Origin of the sequence: Bradyrhizobium sp. Gha, from assembly GCF_900113735.1 — a bacterium.
Taxonomy (GTDB): Bacteria; Pseudomonadota; Alphaproteobacteria; order Rhizobiales; family Xanthobacteraceae; genus Bradyrhizobium.
The window spans coordinates 126,800-148,338 of the sequence record NZ_FOQM01000004.1; the positions used below are offsets into that span (position 1 = coordinate 126,800).

The 21,539-nt window shown below is 61.6% G+C and carries 18 protein-coding genes, 1 tRNA gene and 7 pseudogenes; 8 read left to right on the forward strand and 18 right to left on the reverse strand.

The features are described 5' to 3' along the window. Positions 1 to 90 precede the first annotated feature (90 nt). The gene (gene fdhD / locus BM222_RS08615; protein WP_092227863.1) at positions 91 to 981 is read left to right on the forward strand and encodes a formate dehydrogenase accessory sulfurtransferase FdhD; all 891 of its coding nucleotides are present in this window, start codon (positions 91 to 93) and stop codon (positions 979 to 981) included. Further along, a complete protein-coding gene (gene mobA / locus BM222_RS08620) occupies positions 962 to 1,603 on the forward strand; it encodes a molybdenum cofactor guanylyltransferase MobA (protein ID WP_092227864.1) in 642 nt (213 codons plus the stop codon). Before fdhD ends, mobA begins: the two co-directional genes overlap by 20 nt. A 37-nt stretch (positions 1,604 to 1,640) precedes the next feature. On the opposite strand, the gene BM222_RS08625 is transcribed toward mobA, so the two are convergent. Genes BM222_RS08625 through BM222_RS08635 form a run of 3 tightly spaced genes read right to left on the reverse strand, consistent with a single transcriptional unit; the run spans position 1,641 to position 5,597 of the window. Continuing rightward, positions 1,641 to 3,590, reverse strand: a complete 1,950-nt coding sequence (locus BM222_RS08625; RefSeq protein ID WP_244547051.1) for a molybdopterin biosynthesis protein — start codon at positions 3,588 to 3,590, stop codon at positions 1,641 to 1,643. Positions 3,591 to 3,603: 13 nt separating this feature from the next. Continuing rightward, a complete protein-coding gene (locus tag BM222_RS08630) occupies positions 3,604 to 4,710 on the reverse strand; it encodes a molybdopterin-binding protein (protein WP_092227866.1) in 1,107 nt (368 codons plus the stop codon). Positions 4,711 to 4,763: 53 nt separating this feature from the next. Continuing rightward, positions 4,764 to 5,597 (reverse strand): ABC transporter substrate-binding protein, encoded by an 834-nt coding sequence (locus BM222_RS08635; protein WP_092227867.1) that lies wholly within the window; start codon positions 5,595 to 5,597, stop codon positions 4,764 to 4,766. A 368-nt stretch (positions 5,598 to 5,965) separates the two neighbouring features. Between BM222_RS08635 and BM222_RS08640 the strand changes: the two genes are divergently transcribed. Continuing rightward, positions 5,966 to 7,180 carry an ABC transporter substrate-binding protein gene (locus tag BM222_RS08640; RefSeq protein ID WP_092227868.1) on the forward strand — a complete coding sequence of 405 codons (1,215 nt, stop codon included), beginning with the start codon at positions 5,966 to 5,968 and terminating at the stop codon, positions 7,178 to 7,180. A 26-nt stretch (positions 7,181 to 7,206) separates the two neighbouring features. Here BM222_RS08640 and BM222_RS08645 read toward each other — a convergent pair whose 3' ends face one another. Then, on the reverse strand, positions 7,207 to 8,172 hold the full coding sequence (locus BM222_RS08645; RefSeq protein WP_092227869.1) for a TAXI family TRAP transporter solute-binding subunit: 966 nt from the start codon (positions 8,170 to 8,172) through the stop codon (positions 7,207 to 7,209). 106 nt (positions 8,173 to 8,278) lie between these two features. Here BM222_RS08645 and BM222_RS08650 point away from each other — a divergent pair, with 106 nt between their 5' ends. Together BM222_RS08650 and BM222_RS08655 are read left to right on the forward strand one after the other, a co-directional pair. After that, positions 8,279 to 9,253: a Bug family tripartite tricarboxylate transporter substrate binding protein gene (locus BM222_RS08650; RefSeq protein ID WP_092227971.1), complete on the forward strand. Its 975-nt coding sequence runs from the start codon at positions 8,279 to 8,281 to the stop codon at positions 9,251 to 9,253. 312 nt (positions 9,254 to 9,565) lie between these two features. Continuing rightward, positions 9,566 to 9,641, forward strand: a tRNA-Ile gene (locus tag BM222_RS08655). A 43-nt stretch (positions 9,642 to 9,684) separates the two neighbouring features. On the opposite strand, the gene BM222_RS39875 is transcribed toward BM222_RS08655, so the two are convergent. The 8 genes and pseudogenes from BM222_RS39875 to BM222_RS08700 all read right to left on the reverse strand — a co-directional run bounded on the left by BM222_RS39875 (position 9,685) and on the right by BM222_RS08700 (position 16,881). Beyond that, positions 9,685 to 9,945, reverse strand: a complete 261-nt coding sequence (locus tag BM222_RS39875) for a hypothetical protein (RefSeq protein ID WP_143105919.1) — start codon at positions 9,943 to 9,945, stop codon at positions 9,685 to 9,687. A gap of 344 nt (positions 9,946 to 10,289) precedes the next feature. Continuing rightward, a complete protein-coding gene (locus BM222_RS08660) occupies positions 10,290 to 11,318 on the reverse strand; it encodes an LLM class flavin-dependent oxidoreductase (protein ID WP_092227870.1) in 1,029 nt (342 codons plus the stop codon). Between the two features lie 216 nt (positions 11,319 to 11,534). Then, positions 11,535 to 12,199, reverse strand: a pseudogene (locus BM222_RS08665) (pyridoxal phosphate-dependent aminotransferase); the annotation flags it as partial. 75 nt (positions 12,200 to 12,274) lie between these two features. Next, the gene (locus BM222_RS08670) at positions 12,275 to 13,525 is read right to left on the reverse strand and encodes a tyrosine-type recombinase/integrase (protein WP_177243091.1); all 1,251 of its coding nucleotides are present in this window, start codon (positions 13,523 to 13,525) and stop codon (positions 12,275 to 12,277) included. Positions 13,526 to 14,454: 929 nt separating this feature from the next. Beyond that, positions 14,455 to 14,634 (reverse strand): hypothetical protein, encoded by a 180-nt coding sequence (locus BM222_RS08685; protein WP_092227872.1) that lies wholly within the window; start codon positions 14,632 to 14,634, stop codon positions 14,455 to 14,457. 155 nt (positions 14,635 to 14,789) lie between these two features. Continuing rightward, positions 14,790 to 15,056 carry a DUF6894 family protein gene (locus tag BM222_RS08690; protein WP_092227873.1) on the reverse strand — a complete coding sequence of 89 codons (267 nt, stop codon included), beginning with the start codon at positions 15,054 to 15,056 and terminating at the stop codon, positions 14,790 to 14,792. Positions 15,057 to 15,650: 594 nt separating this feature from the next. Further along, positions 15,651 to 15,839, reverse strand: a complete 189-nt coding sequence (locus tag BM222_RS08695; protein ID WP_092227874.1) for a hypothetical protein — start codon at positions 15,837 to 15,839, stop codon at positions 15,651 to 15,653. 27 nt (positions 15,840 to 15,866) lie between these two features. Then, positions 15,867 to 16,881 (reverse strand): annotated as a pseudogene (locus BM222_RS08700) (IS630 family transposase). 63 nt (positions 16,882 to 16,944) lie between these two features. On the opposite strand from BM222_RS08700, the pseudogene BM222_RS08705 reads away from it, so the two are divergent. Then, a pseudogene (locus BM222_RS08705) lies at positions 16,945 to 17,436 on the forward strand (LrgB family protein); the annotation flags it as partial. Between the two features lie 87 nt (positions 17,437 to 17,523). Here BM222_RS08705 and BM222_RS43240 read toward each other — a convergent pair. The 6 genes and pseudogenes from BM222_RS43240 to BM222_RS08730 form a co-directional block, all read right to left on the reverse strand. After that, positions 17,524 to 17,931, reverse strand: a complete 408-nt coding sequence (locus BM222_RS43240) for a transporter substrate-binding domain-containing protein (protein ID WP_502690878.1) — start codon at positions 17,929 to 17,931, stop codon at positions 17,524 to 17,526. 95 nt (positions 17,932 to 18,026) lie between these two features. Continuing rightward, positions 18,027 to 18,371, reverse strand: a pseudogene (locus BM222_RS43245) (transporter substrate-binding domain-containing protein); the annotation flags it as partial. Positions 18,372 to 18,404: 33 nt separating this feature from the next. Next, on the reverse strand, positions 18,405 to 19,181 hold the full coding sequence (locus BM222_RS08715) for an amino acid ABC transporter ATP-binding protein (RefSeq protein WP_502690875.1): 777 nt from the start codon (positions 19,179 to 19,181) through the stop codon (positions 18,405 to 18,407). After that, entirely contained in the window at positions 19,178 to 19,936 is a 759-nt protein-coding gene (locus BM222_RS08720; protein WP_502690876.1) for an amino acid ABC transporter permease, read from the reverse strand. Before BM222_RS08720 ends, BM222_RS08715 begins: the two co-directional genes overlap by 4 nt. 2 nt (positions 19,937 to 19,938) lie before the next feature. Continuing rightward, positions 19,939 to 20,640, reverse strand: coding sequence for an amino acid ABC transporter permease (locus BM222_RS08725; RefSeq protein WP_092227875.1), 702 nt, complete (start codon positions 20,638 to 20,640; stop codon positions 19,939 to 19,941). Positions 20,641 to 20,654: 14 nt separating this feature from the next. After that, positions 20,655 to 20,942: pseudogene (locus BM222_RS08730) on the reverse strand (SDR family NAD(P)-dependent oxidoreductase); the annotation flags it as partial. A gap of 1 nt (position 20,943) precedes the next feature. Here BM222_RS08730 and BM222_RS08735 point away from each other — a divergent pair. Continuing rightward, positions 20,944 to 21,351: pseudogene (locus BM222_RS08735) on the forward strand (ATP-binding protein); the annotation flags it as partial. A gap of 32 nt (positions 21,352 to 21,383) precedes the next feature. Further along, positions 21,384 to 21,536: pseudogene (locus tag BM222_RS08740) on the forward strand (acyl-CoA carboxylase biotin carboxyl carrier protein subunit); the annotation flags it as partial. Positions 21,537 to 21,539 lie beyond the last annotated feature (3 nt).

The following is a 21,539-nucleotide window of genomic DNA, read 5'->3' on the forward strand; positions in this document are numbered from 1 at the left end:
CAGCCGCATGACGCCGCTGGAACCGCCTACTCAATCGTTGTGGGCATGCTTATATCGGCTTGACCCGAATGTCATGCTAACGTCGCGGCCATGATGAAGATCGACAAAGCCCCGGTGCCCCTGATCGTTCCCAATCCTGACGACCCGCGCCTGACCCAGAGCGTGACCGGGACCGACCAGACCGGCGCCAGGGTCGAGATCAAGGTGCCGATGGAGCGGCCGCTGACGCTCTATCTGAATTCGCAGGAGATCGTCACCATGATGACGATCGGCGATTATCCCGAATACCTGGCCCTCGGCTACCTCCTGAACCAGAACATGCTGAAATACAATGACGCGGTCACCGAGGTCGAATACGACGACGACCTCCAGGTCGTGGTCGTGCGCACCGGGCACCACACCAATTTCGAGGCCAAGCTGAAGAAGCGGACGCAGACATCGGGCTGCGCGCAGGGCACCGCCTTCGGCGACCTGTTGGAAGCGGTCGAAAGCGTCGCACTGCCGAAGGCCGCGTTGCGCACCTCCTGGCTCTACCAGATGACCCAGACCATCAACACCATGCCCTCGCTCTATCTCGAGGCCGGCGCGATCCACGGCTGCGTGCTGTGCAGGGAGGGCGAGCCGCTCTGCTACACCGAGGACGTCGGCCGCCACAACGCCGTCGACAAGATCGCGGGCTGGATGTACCGCCACGGCGTCGATGCATCCGACAAGATCCTCTACACCACGGGACGCCTCACCTCGGAAATGGTGATCAAGACGGTGCGCATGGGCATTCCGATCCTGGTGTCGCGCTCCGGCTTCACCGCATGGGGCGTCGATCTCGCGCGACAAGTGGGCCTGACGCTGGTTGGACGCACCCGCGGAAAGCGCTTCATCGTACTCGCCGGCGAGGAGCGGATCGTCTACGACCAGAATCTCGCTTACATCGAGGAGGAATCGGCAAGGCATAAGCGCAAGGGTGAAAGCGGTGACGACTGAAATTCCGCTGACGCAAGGCGTCCTGCTCGCCGGCGGTCTCGCACGCCGCATGGGTGGCGGCGACAAGCCGATGCGCACGATCGGCGGACGCACCATTCTGGAGCGCGTGATCGCGCGCCTCGAGCCGCAGTGCGACGGGCTGATCCTCAACGCCAATGGTGACCCCGCACGCTTTGCTGCGTTCGGCTTGCAGGTCATTGCCGACGATGTGCCCGGGTTCCCCGGCCCGCTCGCCGGCATCCTCGCCGCACTCGACTGGACCGCGGCGAACCGGCCGCAAATCGAATGGGTGCTCAGCGCCGCCGGTGACTGCCCGTTCCTGCCGCGCGATCTCGTCGCGGCCCTGCATGACGGGCGCAAGCGAGAGAACGCCCAGCTCGCGGTCGCCGCATCAGGCAATCAGTCGCATCCGGTGATCGGCTTGTGGCGCGTCGCCTTGCGCGCCGAGCTGCGCCACGCATTAATCGTCGAGAATATCCGCAAGATCGACCGCTGGACCGCGCGCTATCCGCTGGCGACGGTGACCTGGCCTGCCGAGCCGCTCGATCCGTTCTTCAATGCCAACACGGTCGAGGACATCGCCGAAGCAGAGCGGCTGGCGGCGCTGGACGATGCGGCCTAATCGAGTTCAATGCGCACCGCCGCCGAAAGCCGGCTCTCTAAGCGGGTCGGAAGCCGGCTCGCTCCAGCGCCGTACGCGCCTCGCCCGAACCGAGGGCATCGATAAAGGCTTGCACCGCGGGCCGCTGCTTTCGCGCTGTCACCAGCGCGAAGTCATAATGCTCTTCCGCGAGCGGAATGAAACCGAGGCCGGCGGCATGGGCGACCGGCGCAATGGTCATCCCCCAGTCGGCGCGGTGCTGTGCGACGGCCGCCGCGACGGCATTGTGCGAACGAGGTTGGTTCCAGTATCCCTCAGGGCGCGCGCCACCGAGCAGCCGGTCGATCAGGATGCGCGTGCCGGCGCCCTGGTTTCGATTGACCATGATGCAGGTGGGATCGGCGAGCGCGGCGGCGACGGCCTCCTTCGCACCAAGCCCCTCAAAACGATTATCACCCTTGCGGAAGACGATACCCTGCATGCGCCGCCAGCCCGGCACCAGCTCGAGTCCTTCAACGAGATAAGGCGTGTTGTAGGTCTCGCTCTTGTCGTCGAACAGATGGATCGGCGCGAGATCGCATTCACCGCGCTTTGCGGCTGCAAGTCCGCCGAGGCTGCCGACCGCAATCGAGCGCACCATCAGACCCGCATGCGCGAGAGGAGCGGTGACGAGATCGAGGCCGGTGCAGTGGCTGCCGACGATGACGAGATCAGGCACGCGCACGTGCGGCGTGAACAGCGTCACCTCGGTCATCGTGCCGGCCGGCATATGGTCAGCGAGCGCGTCGATGCGCAAAAAGCCATCGGCCTGTGCGAACGATGTGATCGCGCCGGAGCCCTTGCCGGAGGGATAGGCGACCAATCCATCCTTGCCCTCGACCAGAGAAACCATGACGAATTCAGTCCGGCCAAGCTCCGACGCGACGCGCACCGGCACGGTCGCATTCACCTTGGCATCGGAGCGCGGCGGCAAGCGAGCCATCTTGCGCAGTGACGGCACGATCATGTCATGGAAGGTGAACATCGCCGATGTCGGAAAGCCCGGCAGGATCACCACCGGCTTGCCGTCGCACACCGCCAGACACAGCGGCTTGCCGGGCTTGAGGGCGACGCCGTGCGCAATAATGCCGGGGCTGCCGAGCCGGCCGATGATGCGATGGGACAGGTCGCCCGCGCCTTTCGACGTGCCGCCTGACAGCACCAGCATGTCGGCAGCCGCCAGCGCATCGCGCATTGCGGCTTCGAGCCTCGGTTCATCGTCGGGAATGGCGCCAAGAAAAACCGCCTCGCCGCCGTTCTCGCCGATCGCTGCCGCGACAATCGCCCCGTTGGTGTCGTAGATTGCGGCCGGCGGGAGCGTGTCGCCGGGCTGCACCAATTCGTCACCGGTCGAGATCACGGCAACGCGCGGCTTGCGCACGACCTTCACCTCGGCGATCCCGCAGGCCGCCAACATGCCGATCTCGCGCGAGCCGATGATCGTGCCGGCGCGCAGCAGCGTCTCGCCACGCGCGATGTCAGATCCGGCGTAGGACACGAACTGCCCCGGCGATATGGCGCGACGGACGTCGATCGCATCAGCGCCGGCCGGCTGGGTGTGCTCGACCATCACCACGGCATCGGCGCCGCGGGGAAGCGGACCGCCGGTTGCGATCGGCGTTGCGGTTCCCGCAGTCACTTGCAGCGCCGGCACGGTGCCGCAATGAATGGTCTCGCCGTTGAGGGTGAGCCGCACCGGCGCGCCCTCACCGGCCACTGAAAGATCCGCCGAGCGCACTGCAAACCCGTCGACATTGGAGCGATCGAATGGTGGCACGTCGATCGGCGCGGTGATGTCTTCTGCCAGCGCGGCGGCGATCGCGTCGGCAAGCTTGCGCGTTTCGCTCGGGACGGCGCGCGGGAACAGCGCATCGTCAAAGCGCGCCAGCGCCTCCTCGCGCGAGAGGATTTTGAGGAATTGCCCCTGTTCAAGTGCGCTTCGGTCTGGCGGCTTTGGGATCATCGTCATGCCGGAACCCATATCATTCCCGCATCAAATAAGCATCGACCGGCTCGCCCGCGGCAAATCCCTCGTGGCTGGCGGGAATGAGCAACCATGCATCCGCGCCGGCGATGGCCTGGAGCGGCCATTCGCCCACGGCAAGTGACCGCCACGTCTTATGTTCCTCGGCCAGCAGGGCGATCTCGGCAATGCCGACGCTGGACGCGATCTTGCGCGCAAGCGGCAGGGTCACTGCGCGGCGCGGCCGCCGAGCCGACAATCGATCGATCAGCGGAAGCACCAGCGCAAGCCAGGCCGCCAGCGCCTGAGCTGGCGATCCGGGCAAGACGACGACGGGAACTTTTCCGAGCCGGCCTGAGGCCGCGGTGCGTCCGGGCTGGAGCGCAAGGCCATGATCGAGCTGCGCTCCACGCCGAACCAGCGCCGCGACGGTGGCATCCGCATGACCGACCCCGCTGCCTCCGATCGTCAGCAGGAGATCGCAGGCGGAGGCATCGAGCGCCTCCCCGATCGATGCCGTATCGCGCGAGGCAGCTTGATGGGCGCTCACATCGAGTCCCGCCGTGCGTGCGAGGCTGGCGATCATCTGCATCGTCGCGGTCGCGCCGGGCACGTTGACGATGCGCAGCCGCGGCCGCCTGACACTTAGCTCGTCGCGCCCGGCGACGCTGGCGAGCAGCAGAGCCGCTGCGCCGACGGGATATCCCGCTGTGACCACGGGCGTGTTTCCCGCGATATCGCTACCGGCACGCGCGACGCCTTGTCCCGGAACGCCCTCCACCAGCACCTCGGCGAGTGGGCCCGATACCCCAACGCCATCAGCATCGAGCACGCAATCGCATCCCGCCGGCATCGCATCACCGGCCTCGACCCATACTGGAAGCTCGGCCAGAGGCAGCGGCGAATAGGAGGACGCGCCGACCAGATCGTTGGCGCACAACGCCCAGCCATCGACGGCCGCGATGTCTCGCGGCGGATGGGCCGGCAGCAACGGCATCCCCGCGGAGATACAGTCGGCCGCTTCATCCAGCGGCAATTCGACCGGCTCAACCGGATCAACGCCGCGCAAAAGCATAGCGAGCGCAGTGTCAAGCGGCGTCAGCGAGGGCGGCAGGCGCTGGGTCATGCCTCATGATGGACCACGCATCGCGCGGTTTGGCAACCGTTCGTGCCTCGTCTTCAGCCGCCTGGCTTCTCCGCGTTCGGAAAGAACACCTGTTGCCCGTCGACCTTGTAGTTGGCGATCGCCGCCTGCCCCTCCGGCGAGATCAGCCAGTCGATGAAGGCCTGTCCCAGCTCCTTCCTGACGTTCGGAAATTTTTCCGGGTTCACGAGCATCACGCCGTATTGGTTGAGCAGCCGCTTGTCGCCCTCGACGACGATGTCGAGATCGCCGCGGTCCTTATAGGCAATCCAGCTGCCGCGGTCTGCGAGCACATAGGCATTGGCCGTGCGCGCCGCGTCGAGGGCGGCAGTCATGCCGTACCCGCTCTCGCGATACCAGGCGCCCTTGACGCTCGCGATATCGATGCCGGCGACGATCCAGAGTGCAAGCTCCGCCGCATGGGTGCCGGACCGATCGCCGCGCGTCACGAACGGTGCCCCCTTCGCCTCGATGGCCTTTAGCGCAGTCGCGATGTCCTTGCCCTTCACTCCGGCAGGATCGCTCTTCGGCCCGACCAAAACGAAATCGCTGTACATGACGTCGAATCGCTTCGCGCCAAAGCCGTCGGCGACGAACTTCTCCTCCTGCGGCCGGGCATGCATCAACACGACGTCGACCTCGCCTCGGCGTGCAACGTCGAGCACCTCGACGCTGCGGCGCGCGATCACCGTCACCTCGATGCCGGTCCTGTCGCGGACAATAGGCAATAGATAATCGAGCAGGCCGGTGTCCTGTGTCGATGTCGTCGAGCCCAGGACAATCGCACGCTCCGCGGCAGACGAGGCCGCAACGCCCCCGGCGAGGCCGAAGAGCAGCGCAAATGCAACGGTCAGTCGGCGAACGGCCATGGCGGGTTTCCATTGAAAACGAGGCGATCATGATCATCGATTGCGCCACACTCGTGACGGATTTGGCGGTCGCGCGGGCAACAAGCAATAGGACGACTTGGTTTGAGCCACGACCGGAAGGCAAGTTCACGATGCGCGGGTCGGCGCGCCGAAGCAGGCCATTGGGAAGTTTCGCTCCAATCAACCGGCACGTTGATTGCACGCGCCGAGGGACCTACCGGCTACGATCCCTCCCGCGCCAGGCAGATCCGCTCCGTCGGCTGAGATTGACGCCCACCCCCAAATAGTTGCAAAAGAAACCAATTCAGCCGGGCCGTACCCGGGACAGGCAACTTTCGGCCAACGTGCCGGACCAGGGGAGGACAATCGTGAATCCAGCGAGATTTGGACTGCCGGTCGCCGCCGCCTTGACGGCGGCGCTGTTGACGGGTGCGGCGTCGGCGCAGGTGTCCGACGACATCGTCAAGATCGGCGTGCTCACCGACATGAACGGCCCGGCCTCGGCGCCAACCGGCCAGGGCTCGGTGACGGCTGCGCAGATGGCAATCGACGATTTCGGTGGCTCGGTGCTCGGCAAGCCGATCAGCATCGTGGTCGGCGACCACCAGCTCAAGGCCGATATCGGCGGCGCGATCGCGCGGCGCTGGTACGACGTCGACCAGGTCGATCTGATCGTCGACGTGCCGGTCTCGGCCGTTGGCCTCGCGGTGCAGAACATGGCCAACGAGAAGAAGCGGCTGTTCATCACCCACTCCACCGGCACCGCCGATTTCCACGGCAAGTTCTGCTCGCCCTATGCGATACAATGGGTGTTCGACACCCGGGCGCTCGCGGTCGGCACCGCGGACGCCGTGGTCAAGCGCGGCGGTGACAGCTGGTTCTTCATCACCGACGACTACGCCTTCGGCCATTCGCTGGAGCGTGATGCCTCCAGCGTCATCACCGCCAATGGAGGCAAGGTGCTGGGCTCGGTGAGGCCGCCGCTGGCGACGCCCGACCTCTCCTCCTTCGTGCTGCAGGCGCAGGCCTCCAAGGCCAAGATCATCGGCATCGCGGCCGGCCCGCCCAACAACATGAACGAGATCAAGACCGGCTCGGAATTCGGCGTCTTCAAGGGCGGCCAGCAGATGGCCGCACTGCTCGCGCTGATCACCGATATCCACGGCCTCGGCCTGCAGGCGGCGCAAGGCCTGTTGCTGACGACCTCGTTCTATTGGGACATGGACGACAAGACCCGCGAATGGTCGAAGCGCTATTTCGCCAAGATGAAGAAGATGCCGACGATGTGGCAGGCCGGCGTCTATTCCAGCGTGATGCACTATCTCAACGCCATCAAGGCGACCGGCACCGACGATCCGCTCAAGGTCGCGGCGAAAATGCGCGAGACGCCGGTCGAGGATTTCTTCGCCCGCAACGGCCGCATACGCGACGACAATCTGATGGTGCACGACCTCTGGCTGGTGCAGGTGAAGACGCCTGAGGAAAGCAAATATCCGTGGGACTATTACAAGATCCTCGCGACGATTTCCGGCGACAAGGCCTTTGGGCCGCCGGACCCGGCGTGCCCGCTGGTGAAGAAGTGAGAGCGTGACGGTCGCCTCAGCGACCGTCACTTCACCACGCCAATCTCGCGAAAATATTTCATCACGCCCGGATGAATCAGCTCCGGCCTCGGTGCTGCCGCGACCGTGTTCGCCGCCGTCGTCTCGCAGGCCTGCGCCAGCTTGTTGCAGAAGATCACTTCCACGCCGTGCAGCGTCTTTGCCAGACGATAGGCGACGTCGTCGGGCAGATCCTCGCGCGTCAGCACAAAGCTCCAGGAGCCGAGCGAGGCGATCGGCTCGGATTGGTTTGGATAGGAGCCGGCCGGCACGGTCAGCGGTTTAAGGAACGCGTGCCTGGCACGGATGCGCCTGATCTCGTCGGCATCGGGCGCGATGAAGCGCGCGCCTGACGCGCTCGACGCGACCGCGGCAAATCCGGGCCAGCCGATGCCCGCACCCCAGAGCGCGGCGACGCGGCCGTCCTCGACCATTGCAGGGCCGTCGCCGGCGCGGTCCAGATAGATGGCCTTGAAGTCCTGATCCTGCTTCAGGCCGAGGCCCTCGAGGACGTAGCGCGCCAGGATCGGCAGGCCCGAGCCTTTGGCGCCGAACGCGATCGGCTGTCCGACGAGATCGTGAATGGTCCTGTAGGGGCTGTCGGCCCGCACCACGAACATGCCGGGGTTGGAATAGATGGCCGTCAGAATCTTCAACCGCACCTTCGCCCGGCCGATGCCGGCAAAGGCCTCATAGGCCGGCTCGCCCGCCACCAAAGCGAGATCGAGTTCGCCCTTCTCCAGGAGCGGAATGTTTTCGTTGCTGCCCTTGGTGTTGCGGGGTGCGATGGTGAGCGAGCCATCCGCTGCGTTCATCACCTCGGCGAAGGCGTTGCCATAAAGCGGGAAGCCGCCGCCCGGCGTTGCGGTACCCAAACTGATCGTGGCGGTCGGAATGGCGTTGCCTCCGGTTTGAGCGGCGGCGGGGCTTGCGAGCAGTGCCGCGCCGAGAAGGATGGGACAAGCGAATTTCATGATCGTTCCGGCTGCGCCTGCGTCAACATCGACTGGAGGCAATGTAGGCAGCGGGGGTTTTTTGTGAAAGCATGCCGACAACGACAATAGAACAATGGGAGGCGACATGTTGCGACTTTTGCGGTGCGCTGTTTTCGGGCTGGTCTTTCTGTCAGGTCTTTTCGCCGCCACCCCGCCCGCCTCCGCCGCCTATCCTGATCGCCCCGTGCACTGGCTGATCGGCTTTGCCGCCGGAGGCCCGGTCGACATCGTCGCGCGCATCATGGCGCAGTGGCTGTCGGACCATCTCGGCCAGCAATTCATCGTCGAGAACCGCACCGGCTCCGGCGGCAACATCGCGGCCGCGGCGGCGATCAACGCAGCCCCCGACGGCTACACGCTGCTGTTCGTCGCGCCCAACAACGCGATCTCGACCTCGCTCTACAAGAAGCTGCCGTTCGACTTCCTGCGCGACACCACGCCGGTCGCGAGCATCATGCAACTCACCAACATGCTGGTCGTCTCCAACGCGATGCCGGTGAAGACGGTTCAGGAGTTCATCGACTATTGCAAGGCCAATCCGGGCAAGATCTCGTTCGCCTCGTCGGGCAACGGCACCTCGGTGCACATGTCGGCGGAGCTGTTCAAGGCGATGACCAAGTGCGACATGGTGCACGTGCCCTATCGCGGATCGGCGATCGCCTTCCCCGACATCATCTCCAACAAGGTGCAGCTGATCTTCGACAACCTGCCTTCCGCGCTCGAGCAGTCGAAGGGCGGCAGCGTCCGCGCGCTCGGCGTGACCTCGCCGCAGCGCTGGCCCGCCCTGCCCGACGTGCCCGCCATCGCCGAGACCGTGCCGGGCTTCGAATCGGTCGGATTCTACGGCATCTCCGCGCCGAAGGGCACGCCGGCCGAGATCGTCGAGATCCTCAACAAGGCGGTCGGCGAAGCGCTGAAGGACCCGAAGCTGGTCGCGCGCCTCGCCGAGACCGGCGGCATCCCCAAGCCGATGACACCGGCCGAGTTCGGCAAGCTCGTCGCCGACGAGACCGAGAAGTGGCGCAAGGTCGTGGAGTTCGCCGGGGTCTCGGTGGACTGAGCGGGCGGCCGGCCGCCGGTCATTCGCCGGGGGCCGGGACCCCTCCCACCAAAACGCGAAAACAACCCCATGCACAGTAGAAAGGCAGGGGATTTCAGCGGGTTACGGCAGCGAAAACCAAAACCACCGGGAGGCGGTTGACTCGTCGGGCAAAACAGGCGCATAACGCCACCATGGCAAAATTCGGCAATTCAGAAATCGCGTCGCCGTCCCCACCATCCGCCCGCCCCGGCATTGCACCCCCGCCTCCATCCCTGTAAACGAACCGCGCACCGTTGCCGGCCGCACATTCCCGCGAGCCGTCTCGCGGCGGGGCCTGTAGCTCAATGGTTAGAGCCGGCCGCTCATAACGGTCTGGTTGCAGGTTCGAGTCCTGCCGGGCCCACCAAAGAAATCAATAAGTTATCAGCCACCAAGTCGCCAGACTGAAATCACCGCACCAGAAACCGCACCAGATACGTGCGCTTTTCGTTCACTGGGTGGGTCGCTCTTGTCGACGGCATCGCACAAATAGTCGGAATGTGGCGGCTAACTTGTTGAGCAGCACCTGCAGCGGCATTCTGAGATAGCGCGCTAGGCGCCCTTTGGGTACGGGCCAAATCGATGCTGTGTGTCGCGTAAAGGCGATCGCCCAGGCTCATGTCAAGACCGATAAGATCGATGCCGGCGTCAGGCACGCCGAAAAGATCCATGCCATTGTCCCGGATTAGGTTTGAAGGAATGAAAAATGACCTGGCGTGCCCAGAATTGGGTTAGTTGCCGTTGAAGCGAGCATGGCTCAAAGGTGCGGCAAATGCGTAGCTCGCGCGTTGGAATTCGATGCGCGCACTCAGGATTCCGCGAGCAAGCGAAGGCGAGCTTTGCGACTTACCATCTCTTCGAGGCTCTCAATGTTCTCGACGGCGAGATCGAGCTTGACAAAGTCTCATGCCGACACCCTCCTACCGTTCCTGGTGAACTGAAGTTTCTCGCCAAATGCTAGAAGCCCGGAACCTCTGACTGTGCCTACCAGACGCATGCTGTGATGGTGCGCCAATCACCCGCCTGGCGCGATGAACTCAGAGTGGATGGCAGATGCGGTATTGATGGCTGCATCGACTGACAGATTTCCAAATGCAGGCTGACAAAGGAGATAATTAGCGCCGGCCTCTTCCAGATGTTGAAGAACGATCTGCCGCACAGAAGCGCGTGTTCCTACGACGCATAGTTCGCTTGCGATTGCGGCCTCGAAGGTCGGAGGAAGGTTGGCGGGCAGCGGTATGTCGTTCATTTCGTAAAGGAACTTAAAGTTAGTGAGCCACCGCTCGCAAGCAGGTGCGGCAAGCAAATAGGCCTCTGCCTCGGAACGTCCGATCACAATCATGCGGAGCAAAGCAATAAACAGGTCCCCACCGTCGGCCGGGCGCCTAAGGTTTCCATGAGCGCGAAATACGTCGGTGACTTTGCGAACAACAGAAGACGGTCCGACACAGGCAAGGTTTGCGCCATTGGCCGCAGCCCAACCGGCCGACTCTGGCCGGTTTGTGGCGACCCACGTCGGGGGGTGCGGACGCTGATGAGACGGAAGAGTTAAGGGAACATCGTCCAAAACAAAATGCTGGCCCCTATAGTTTAGAACGCCGCCATTCATTGCATTGACAAGGATCTGAGATGCTTCCTCGTAGCGACTAGAAGCCACATCCGGATTTACGTCGAAATAGGTCAGCTCCATTGGGAGTGAACCACGACCAATACCGACTTCAAGTCTGCCATTACTCAAGTGGTCCAACATGCAGATCTCCTCGAAGGCACGCAGCGGGTGGTACAGGTTAAGCAGCATGACCAACTGGTTGACGCGAAGCCGGCGGGTGCGCTGTATGACGCTGGACAGAAACACGTTCGGGGACGGCCTTCCTCCATGGGGGGTACAGTGATGCTCGGCCAGATGATAGGCGTAGAATCCGAGCCGATCGTAGGCCTCGGCCAACACTAAACGGTCTGCGTATTGCTCGGTGATGTTGCGCCCACTATCATCAAAATGATCGAAGATGCCGCAAGTTGGGTTTGAAGCAGTGGTGTTAGTCACTTGATTATCTCCAGCTTGGGAGTTTGAGTCCGCGGGCTTGCAAACGATTGGAGTAGTAGGCGCGGTGTGTTGCTTGTGATGCAGACCAGTATTGATTGCCCGGCGGCGATGGGATTCAAGGCGCTCGTCCAGTAGACGTCGAGGCGTCTCAGCTCGGGACAAGAGCAGGCGGCGCAGAACCTCTCGTGCACGTGCCAGACGCCAGTAGAATGATGATCAAGTGTAGCGATCTGCAGCACGGCGAACCTTGCTGACGGCAGCAAGAAAGGCCTCCATCTGCTCACTTGTGCCGACGCTAACGCGAATGCAATCTTCCAGGCCGTCATCCGGAAAGGTGGCAACGAGGATCTTCTGACGTTCCAAAGCGCTTCCCACCATCTTCCGTCCCGACCGGCAGGGACACAGGCAAGCAGAAAATTTGCGTGTGAGGGCAGTATCGAGAAGCCGAAGCCGGAAAGGGCGTTCGAAATCCGCTGCCGCTCATTCTTGATATGCTTATGGTTCTCGTCGTAAGCGCTGCGGTGGGCAAGGACACTCATACCGACGGCATGAGCCACCACATTCATGTTAAACATATTCTGAAGGGCGCGAAGTCTTCCAATCAGCTCGGGATGGCCGAACGCGAAGCCAATGCGAATTCCCGCGACCGCGTAGCTCTTAGAGAACGTGCGCAACACCAGAACATTCGAATAGCGATCGACCAGATGCAGCCCGTTCTCCGGTGCGAAATCAATATAGGACTCATCCAGGACGACCAGCCGGTCATATTGCGCTACGAGTCGCTCGATCTCAGCAATAGGCACGAACGAGCCCGTGGGGTTGTTCGGATTAGCCAGCAGAATGAACTTGGCATGTTTTGCAGGGCCGAAGAGCAGATTATGACAATTCCCGAATGTAGAGGCGAGATTCTGCAAAGAGATACGTATCCAGCGTCCACCGGATATTTCAGTAACTTATCAGGCGTCATTTCGCCGAATCGGAATAACCGCACCAGATATCGGACTAGAAACGTGCGATTTTCTTTCCCCAGCCGGATCGCGACTGGCGATTTTTTCCACCGCATCCGACAAATAGTCGGGATGGTGATGGCCGTAAGTGTTGAGCAGCACCTCGAGCGACATTCCGAGATAGCCCGCCGCTTGCCACGGATCTGCCCCTCGCTGCATAAGCCAAGTCGCTGCGGTGTGCCGCAAAGTGTGAGGGGAGATTCCCGGGCCTAGGCCTGCGAGCCTGACAGCACTCTTGAATGCCGTCTTGACCGAGGTCACAGCATTCCCGTTGTACTCCACGAAATGCTTCGCCTCTGGATTAGCTCGGTGCCAGCGCCGCAGGTGCGCAAGCAAGCGCAAGGGGATTGGCACGGTTGGCTGCCGTTTGTTGGTTTTCGCGCTGCCCTGCTTCAGGCGGTAGTAGCGGCCGCGCTCTAAGTCGACGTAAGAGCGACCAATAGCCGGAATGGGAGATGCAGCTGCGATAGCTCCAGCACGAGTACCGCTGTAGATCCCCAATAAAATAAACCGTGCAAGATGGCGCAGTGGACGCTTGCTTGTCGGGACCTTCACATCGTCGGTCGGCCGACGAGAGCCCTTTTGCATTTCGCGATAGCGCCAGCAGGTCCAAATCAGTTTCGCCGCATCGCTCCGCGTCAACCACTTGTCCCGAGGTCGGCCCTTCTGTGGCAGCGATATCTTGACGATTTCCCGATGAAATCCTTCGGCCGCATGGTGACCAATGGCTGCGCGGAGGTCTTCAAGGTCTCGGCGCGAGCCTCCCCTCGTGGCGCGCTTCTTGACAAACGAGCGACACGCCTCCCCATTTACTTCGCCTAGCATTTTTGCTCCCCACCAGTCGTTCAACCGCTCGATCCGCTTTTTGAACTTGCGGATATCGGGGATGGCATTTTCGCTCTCGCCATCGACGCTGAAACGGTCGCGAAGTTTGTCCAATTGCGCGTCTAAATAGATCGAGAGCACGTCCGCAACTGCGATGTCATCTATGTGGCGAATTCGTCGCTTCGGCGTGTGTTTAGACGTTATGTAGTCCTTTAGTTTTTCCTCGGCGGCCGCAATCTCATCTGCAGCGCAGCCTGTGCTGACATCCCGGCCGTTGTCTCTGATGATCCAGGTTGCCTGGTGAGTGATCTTTCCGCTCTTATTTCGGCGGGCAGCCTTGAGCTGAAGTCGGGCTCCCTTAGTTCTTCGCGGCATAGCTCTCTCATCCGTTGGATATGAGCCAGGGTTGTAAATTCCTTGCCCGCAATCTTCTCGGTGACCAATCGGTTACGATCGCGCTCGCGACGTAGACCAGCGACCGAAATTCCACCCATAGGAAACGCGATCTTCACGGCATCAACGAGGCGAAGAGGGGTATCGAGTGTAATTTCGGGTTGCGTTCGACTTGGCATAGACGCCCATGGCGCGACCGTTAAAGAGTGGACTAAGATGTCGGCGCATGGCGGGGAGTAAAGCTCTCTTTCGTTCCATCGCAGGATTGGCGGTCTCCTCGCAAAACTGAGCAGAGGAGCTGCGCAGCACCACCTGCTTCTTGGACCTGCTTTGGCCGTGCGGTAAACGGACCGTCCGATCTGGCGAAACGGGCCTCTCCTGTCGCCGGACAGCGGTAACGTCAGCAGCGAGTTGGCTTCCGTCCCGGCGGCCGCTCCTTCACGACCCAGCCTTCACCCTCCAGAGCATGGCCTACCCTGCTGAGAGCGTTGGGGAAAAGGATCGCTGGCAGGGTGACGCGCTTGGCCTTTTGAGGTAGGTGCAGAAGACGTCCGTGATCTGCCCGGCGTGGCGCTCGGGCTTGCACTAGCCGAACCACCCTGTTGAGCTCGAAGTCGATCTCAACGTCGTAGTTCGTCCCTTTTCCGAAGCGCCGCCCGGGATCGATCACCGCGGCGGCGTCCGCGCGGTAGGCTCAGACGGGGCGTCTTGACCGTATTTCGCGCTATTCTGGGGTTGCAGTTCGATGTTGCCGGAATCGCCAGATAGTTCAATGTGACAGGCATTCCGGTCTAGCAAATTCCGCGTACCGCTCGGTATGAAAAAAAGCTTTTATTTTCAGTTTATCCGATTGGTCGCGACCACTCCGTGATACACGGATGAAACACGGGTGTTTCGATTTTGTTCGCTCCTCAATGGTTCCCTGCGCCCGCGGCGCGGGCTTCGAAAAACGAATGGGAAACACGACACTCGTCCGCGCTGATCTCGATGCCTAGACTCTTCGCTTTTTCGTAAGCATCAAACCTGTGGTGTTGGAGCCTGAACACGTCGGCATAGGGGACGTCGCGCGCGAGCAGATAGCCCTTGGCCATTAGCTCAAGGCTATGGCCAAGACTACGTTGGTGGGGCTGTCCAACGCATCGCGAACGAGAACTTCGGCTGCGCGCAAGTAGGCTGCAAGAACTGGTTCGCCAGAATTCCGAGCGGCACAAGCTTAGCCATTCCCGACTCCGCAGATCTATAAATTTTAGTTATGCCTTCTTTCGACTCTTCGGCGGGTCCACTGTTTCAGTGTGATGGATTGCATCACGACGTGCCGCCCGATCTCAGCACCCGTCTCGTCCAACACCAACACGACCGTGCCGCTAACGGGGTCGAACTCCGGATCGCTGCCAATATCCTGAGCGACACGAGCGCCGTATTTCACCGCGAGATCAGCCGAGCCAAATAGCTCTCCCATCTCGTCCGGCTGTGCCTGGCCATTGTGGAGTATCGGGAAGTAGTAACGCTGCATGGCCACGGCCCTCGTCTATGAGTTCATCGTGCGCTATCTAAGGGTGCGCCGCACCTGTCAAAAATGACAGGTCCAAACGGGGGGTTGCGCTTGGTCGCTACCCGCGCCGCCGCGAGCTGAGCTGATCTGGACGTCAATCGCTTGGTTAAAGGTCGAGCTGTGGCTGCGATGCCAATGGACTAGCAACAGGGCTCAGGGAACAGTGCAGGACTTACCCAGTTTTCCCGGTAGCCCAGTTCGTGATGCTGGGCTCGAAGGTGCCTTGCCCCAGTTCACTTCCCGTTGGTGATGCTGGGGTTTTTTCCGGCTTAGGGCGGCCTTTAGGCAAGTGCCATCGGCAGGGGTGCGAGGGGGGCGGTGGTCAGCCCCGTGCCAATGCGTACAGTATCTCAGGGCTGCACCATCACGCCGCTCGGTGCTCCTGCCGAGACAGGCAGTACTTGTCCGACGCGCGCTACTTGAGATGGATCAAACGCCGAACAGGAGCATCGCGGCGACCGGCTCGCCCCGAGCTAGCTCTTTGCCCATGCCCGAAATCTAACTTGGGTGGGACCGTGTGCAATTCGTGCCATTCCCAAGCCAACTGAGGCGGCATTACTCGCCAGCCTCTTTGGTCTGCATTTCGGCTAATGCACGCTCCAGCTCGGCGGCTAAAACCTTGTAGTGCGCCGCCGCGCGGCGGAAGACATTTCGCTTGATGTCGCTCTTAGCCGATCGTCCAAGCTCCTCGCAGTTGGCGATGTTCGCCCGGAGCCTCTCAAGGTGGACAAGGATATCTTTCATGGAACCGTCCCGATCATGCCGAGCGCGTTAGCAGATCGCTGATGACTGGGATAGTACAAATGGCACCGTGCTCCGCAGGATACCTGCTCGGTAACTTTGGATAACCCGAAGTGTGCTCTTCGGGGCAGTCATCATTCCAGGCGATCTGCTCGCTGCGCATGGTAAGGCGGAAGTCGGCGTAAAGTGAACATGATAGCGCGGCCGGCGAGCGAGCCACGCCTTGACCTTTGGTGTCTTGTGGGTGGCGTAGTTGTCCATGACGATATGGACATCGAGCCCTTCGGGGACCTGACCATCGATCTCTTTGAGGAACTTCAAGAACTCGATTGCCCGGTGGCGCTTGTAGCATTTGCCGATGACGAACCCTGACGCGACATCGAGTGCTGCAAACAGCGTGGTCGTGCCATGCCGCACATAGCTGTGCGTGCGACGTTCCGGTACCCAGGCATCATCGGCAAGACTGGCTGCCCGCGATCGAGTGCCTGGATCTGACTTTTCTCATCGATGCTGAGGACAAGGGCTCGGTTCGGCGTGGACATGTAAAGGCCGACGATATCGCGCACCTTGTCGACGAACAGTGGATCACTCGACAGCTTGAATGTCTGGCTCCGGTGAGGCTGCAGACCGAACGCCATCCACATTCGGCGAATCGTGGTGTGGGAAAAGCCAGTTTCCTCAGCCATCGAGCGGATCGACCAGTGCGTCGCATCGGCCGGCGTCGTGCGCAAAGTCCGCTCGATTACGGCAGCAACACCTGATCGTCGTTGATGGTGCGAGGGCGCCCAGGGCGGGCCTCGTCAAGCAGGCCATCACAGCGGTCTTTCAAAAATCGGCGGCGCCATTTGCCAACGGTGTGTTCGTGAATGCCGAGTTCGGCGGCTACAGGCTTGCTTGGTAATCCATCCGCACACCGCAGGATCGCCCGGCACCGCTCAGATAGCGACCGGGCAACACGGTGACGACGAACTTGCCTCTCCAAGTACGTACGCTCCTGCGGACTCAGCACCAACGGTGCGATCGGCCGGCCTTTCAAATTCGTCACAAGCGCCCCCCTTTATTGAGATTCGCGCCATCAACTAATGTGACGAACTTTCGTTCCAGATGACTAGGGCCTGCAACCGTCGCGCTCGCCGTACCACTCTATGAAAATCGCAAGCTGGCCACCGCCGCAATCTTTCCCATGCTGGCCGCTTTGGTTGTCGGCTCCGTTACAGCTGTCACATCTGTGGTCTTGCTTTCCGAGGCCGCCGGGCTTCCTCGCGAAATTACTCTATCTCTTGCACCAAAGTCAGTCACGGCCGGCGTTGCAATGGGAATCAGCGAAACGCTACATGCGGATCCGTCGTTGACTGCTGTCGCGGTCATTCTTACTGGTATCATGGGCGCCATCATCGTGACCCCCTTAATGAACTGGACAGGCATCATCGATTTTCGGGCTCGAGGCTTTGCCGCAGGCATCGCGGCGCACGGCATTGGTACAGCGCGCGCTTTCCAGATTGACGCGATCGCTGGTGTGTTCTTGAGCCTTGGCATGGGCCTGAATGCCCTTGTGACATCCTTCCTGGTGCCGTTCGTAGTAACGGTCCTAATAAAATGATGCGCGAGTCGAAGGCCAGGACGGGGCCTTATGACCGCGACGCGCTTGCAATCACCATCGCCGAAATGAATTGCCCCAGTTCCCAACTTATGGGAGCGGCGTGAACTTCAGCTGACTGAGCGGCGCGACCTTGTCGGTACGTGTCATCTTGAATTCGGTGCTCGGACCAAGCCACTTGTCCCAGATCTGGTTGATCTCCCCAGCCTTGTCCATGGCCAGCAGCGTCTCGTTGACCTTTGCGAGCAGCGCCGGCTCGCCCTTTTTCATACCGATGTGCCGATCGGCTGCAGCACCATAGGCTCCTCGATCATCTTCAGCGGCTGCCCCGCCTCCTTGGACTGGCTGACGAGCTTGGTAATTGTCATGGTGTTCGCTACCATTCCGACCGCCTTGTTCTGTTGAACCGCCATGAAAGCCGAACCTGTATCGACGAAAGTCAGCGGGTCGGATTCGTTCATCTTGATCGCGAGTTCCGACGTCGATCCTTTGGTCGATGCCAGCCGCTTACCCCTAAAGTCGGCTTTAGTAGTTCCCGGGTCGCTTGCTTTCACTGCCAACATTTCCTTGGCGATGTAATAGGGATCTGAAAACTGGATCTGCTCGGCGCGCCCCAGCGTGTAGGCGAGGTTCGCCACGGTGATATCGACGTGACCGAGCTTGACCTCTGGCACACGCGCCTCGACCGAAAGCGGCGTGACCTTTGCGACAACGCCCCAGTGTTGGGCGATGGCCTTGCAAAGGTCGACGTCAAAGCCGACCATCTCGCGTGTCTTGGCGTCCGGCGCCGCAAACGGCGGCACGTCCGCGAAGGTCCCGCAGCGCAGCTCCTTGCGCTGGATGATGTCCGAGAGCTGGTCGGCATACGCCGCCGACGCAATCCCGACAAGGGCTGCGATCGCGGCCGCCAGCCTGATTGAACGATTCTTGAAAGACATTTGTGTTCTCCTCCAGATTGAAGTCAGCCGCGCTCACCTCGTGTGTAGGTCCGACAGGAAGCGCTGCGCACGCGGATGTTGTGGTGAGCGGAAGAAGTCGACCGGAGCCCCCGTCTCGAGCACCCTCCCAGCGTCCATGAACCAGACACGATCGGCGACATCACGGGCGAAGTTCATCTCGTGGGTCACGCACATCATGGTCATTCCATCCCGCGCAAGCCCACGCATGACGGACAGCACCTCGCCCACCATCTCCGGATCGAGAGCGCTGGTCGGCTCGTCGAACAGCATCGCCGGCGGCTCCATCGCGAGCGCGCGCGCGATTGCCACGCGCTGCTGCTGCCCGCCGGACAGCTGGCCCGGATAGTTCTGCGCCTTGGCCGCGAGGCCGACGCGGTCCAGCAACCGAAGGGCCATTTCGCGCGCGTCACTGCGCTTGACACCGTTCACTTTCATCGGCGAGAGCATGACGTTGTCGAGCGCACTCAAATGTGGAAACAAATTGAAGCTCTGGAAAACGAATCCGATCCGGCTCCGCAAGTGATTCAGCGCCGCGCCACCCAGCTTGCCATGAACGTCTCTGCCCTCGAACAGCACCGAGCCCGACTGGATTTCCTCTAGCCTGTTGACGGTACGGATGAGCGTCGACTTGCCCGAGCCGGACGGCCCGCAGACCACCACCACCTCGCCCTTCCTCACCTCGGCGTTGACATCAGTCAACGCGGCGAGTGCTCCAAAGAATTTGTGCACAGCGACGAATTTGATCATCGGATCGGCATCCCGGGATGGAGTCTCATGCGACATGGTCATGCCCCCGATACGCTTGCGGCTGTGGTAGGCAGTGCAGACACGGCAACCGGGCCTGCGGTTCGGCCCGCGGCAATCCGCCGCTCGACCATGTTGATGGCTTGCGTCAGGGTCCAGCAAACGATGAAGTAGCTGATGGCAAGAATGAAGTAGACTTCAAACGGCTTCGTCAGCAACCGGTTGTTGATCTGGCCGGCTGCAAAGGTGAGCTCCGGGACGTTGATGATGTAGCCGAGCGTGGTCTCCTTGATGGTCGAGACGAACTGACTGAGGATGCTCGGGATCATGTTGAACAGTGCCTGCGGCAGAATAACGTAGCGCATCGCGCCGAGACGGCTGTGCCCGAGCGCGCGGGCTGCGTCCATCTGACCTGTTGGCAATGCCTGAATTCCGGCACGCACGATCTCGCTCAGGAATGCGGCCTCATAGCCGACCAGCGTGACCAGCATGGTCGCGAACGCCGGCACGCTATGGCCGATCAAAAGCGGCAGCACGAAATAGACCCACAGAATGATCAGCAGCAGCGGAACGCCGCGGGTGATGTAGACCAGGGCCATGACCGGCCAGCGCAGTGCCAGCCACGGCGACAGGCTGGCCAGCGCCATCACGACGCTTAGCGGAAAGGCCAGGGCAATGCCGAGGATTGAGAGAATAAGGGTGGCCGCGATACCGCCAAGCGGGCCGTTCGGATACTGGCCGACGAGCAGCAACAGCCAATTGTCCCTGACGATCTCGATCATGCTCGGGAGCAGCGACATGATCAGACCGCTCCGGCCAAGCGACTGCGCTGCTCCAGATGGTGACCAAGCCACATCAGCAGCAGCGAGCAAATGAGATAGACGAGCGTGGCAATCAGGTAGGTCTCGAACGTACGAAAACTCTGGTTCTCCACCTCTTTGACCGCGTGGGTCAGCTCGGCGACGCCGATCGCCATCGCAAGGCTGGAGTTCTTGAAGAGGAAGACCGTATGGTTCACCAGCGCCGGCATCGCGTTGCGGACGGCCTGCGGCAGCAGGATGTAGGTCATGGCTGCGAAATAGCTATGCCCCAGGGCACGGGCGGCTTCCCACTGCCCCCTAGGCACGCCACGCAGGCCGGAGCGTTGATCCTCGCTGAAATATGCGGCCTGACACAATCCCAAGGCGATAACAGCGAATACCGCTTCGCCATTGTGATCGCCGAGCCATATCTGAACCGAGTCCGGCAGCAAGCTCGAAATGCCGAAATACCAGAGCATGAGCTGCACCAGCGTCGGCACATTGCGATGGTAGGAGACGTAGATGGCGACAAAACCACTGGCGATTCGGCTCGGCAGCATCCGGATCGCAAGCAGGAGCATTCCAAGACTCATCGCCAGAAGCCATGAGCCGATGAACATGATGAAGGTCATCTTCACCCCATGGACCAGCATCCGGCTGAACTCCGGATTGAGCAGGACGGCCATGAGGCCGAAACCCTTCATCGCGCGCCCCTCGTCTAGCTCGAGAGAACCGGTTTTGGGGAACCCTCGGGGCGAGTGGTCGACAAGCCGCCCGGCACCTGCAAGGTCGGTGTGATCTCGATGTAGCCGACATTTACCGCGACCGGCGCGGCGATCGCGAACGCGATCGCGTCGGCGATGTCCTTTGCCTCGGGCAATTCAAAGCCTTCGATGAAGTTCGCGCGCGTTTCGGCGCTGTCGCCGTGGACATGGGCGAAGATATCGGTTGCTACCCGGCCAGGGCAGATCTCGGTGACGCGCACGCGCTTGCCGAAGCAATCGACCGGCGGCGGTCGCGGGATGCGGATGGTCGAGAGCGAGAGCGGCTTGCGCGACGCGCTGCTCGTGACCCGGGAAGAAGCGCGACGCGCGTTCGGCAACAGCGCCATCTATGTCGAGAAATTCCTTGGCCGCCCGCGGCACGTCGAGATCCAGGTGATCGCCGATATGCACGGTAACGCGGTCTGGCTTGGCAGCCGCGATTGCTCGCTCCAACGCCGTCATCAGAAGGTGATCGAGGAAGCGCCAGCCCCGCAGATCGAGGATGCGTTAGTCCGTGAAATCGGCGAGCGCTGCTCGGAGGCTTGCCGGCAAATCAGCTATCGCGGCGTCGGCACCTTCGAATTCCTGGTCGAAGATCCCGCGTTCTACTTCATTGAGATGAATACCCGTCTCCAGGTCGAGCATCCCGTCCGCCGGACGCGCCTGTCTTCGTTTCGGTCGGCCAAACTGTGACGGCGGGAACGCCGCTCTTTGTCATCGAGGCAATGAAGATGTTCCACGAGGTTCGCGCCGAACGGGACGGCACGGTGTCGGCGATTCTGGTTGCTTCCGGTCAGGAAGTCGAAGCCGGCCAAGAACTGATAAGGTTCGCGTGACCC

What these genes read in the sequence shown, in the direction of transcription:
- fdhD (WP_092227863.1), top strand. Translation starts at nt 91, where the DNA reads ATGATGAAGATCGACAAAGCCCCGGTGCCCCTGATCGTTCCCAATCCT.
- BM222_RS08625 (WP_244547051.1), bottom strand. Translation starts at nt 3,590, where the DNA reads ATGACGATGATCCCAAAGCCGCCAGACCGAAGCGCACTTGAACAGGGG.
- BM222_RS08630 (WP_092227866.1), bottom strand. Translation starts at nt 4,710, where the DNA reads ATGACCCAGCGCCTGCCGCCCTCGCTGACGCCGCTTGACACTGCGCTC.
- BM222_RS08635 (WP_092227867.1), bottom strand. Translation starts at nt 5,597, where the DNA reads ATGGCCGTTCGCCGACTGACCGTTGCATTTGCGCTGCTCTTCGGCCTC.
- BM222_RS08645 (WP_092227869.1), bottom strand. Translation starts at nt 8,172, where the DNA reads ATGAAATTCGCTTGTCCCATCCTTCTCGGCGCGGCACTGCTCGCAAGC.
- BM222_RS08650 (WP_092227971.1), top strand. Translation starts at nt 8,279, where the DNA reads ATGTTGCGACTTTTGCGGTGCGCTGTTTTCGGGCTGGTCTTTCTGTCA.
- BM222_RS39875 (WP_143105919.1), bottom strand. Translation starts at nt 9,945, where the DNA reads ATGGATCTTTTCGGCGTGCCTGACGCCGGCATCGATCTTATCGGTCTT.
- BM222_RS08670 (WP_177243091.1), bottom strand. Translation starts at nt 13,525, where the DNA reads ATGCCGCGAAGAACTAAGGGAGCCCGACTTCAGCTCAAGGCTGCCCGC.
- BM222_RS08685 (WP_092227872.1), bottom strand. Translation starts at nt 14,634, where the DNA reads ATGGCCAAGGGCTATCTGCTCGCGCGCGACGTCCCCTATGCCGACGTG.
- BM222_RS08690 (WP_092227873.1), bottom strand. Translation starts at nt 15,056, where the DNA reads ATGCAGCGTTACTACTTCCCGATACTCCACAATGGCCAGGCACAGCCG.
- BM222_RS08695 (WP_092227874.1), bottom strand. Translation starts at nt 15,839, where the DNA reads ATGAAAGATATCCTTGTCCACCTTGAGAGGCTCCGGGCGAACATCGCC.
- BM222_RS08715 (WP_502690875.1), bottom strand. Translation starts at nt 19,181, where the DNA reads ATGACCATGTCGCATGAGACTCCATCCCGGGATGCCGATCCGATGATC.
- BM222_RS08720 (WP_502690876.1), bottom strand. Translation starts at nt 19,936, where the DNA reads ATGTCGCTGCTCCCGAGCATGATCGAGATCGTCAGGGACAATTGGCTG.
- BM222_RS08725 (WP_092227875.1), bottom strand. Translation starts at nt 20,640, where the DNA reads ATGAAGGGTTTCGGCCTCATGGCCGTCCTGCTCAATCCGGAGTTCAGC.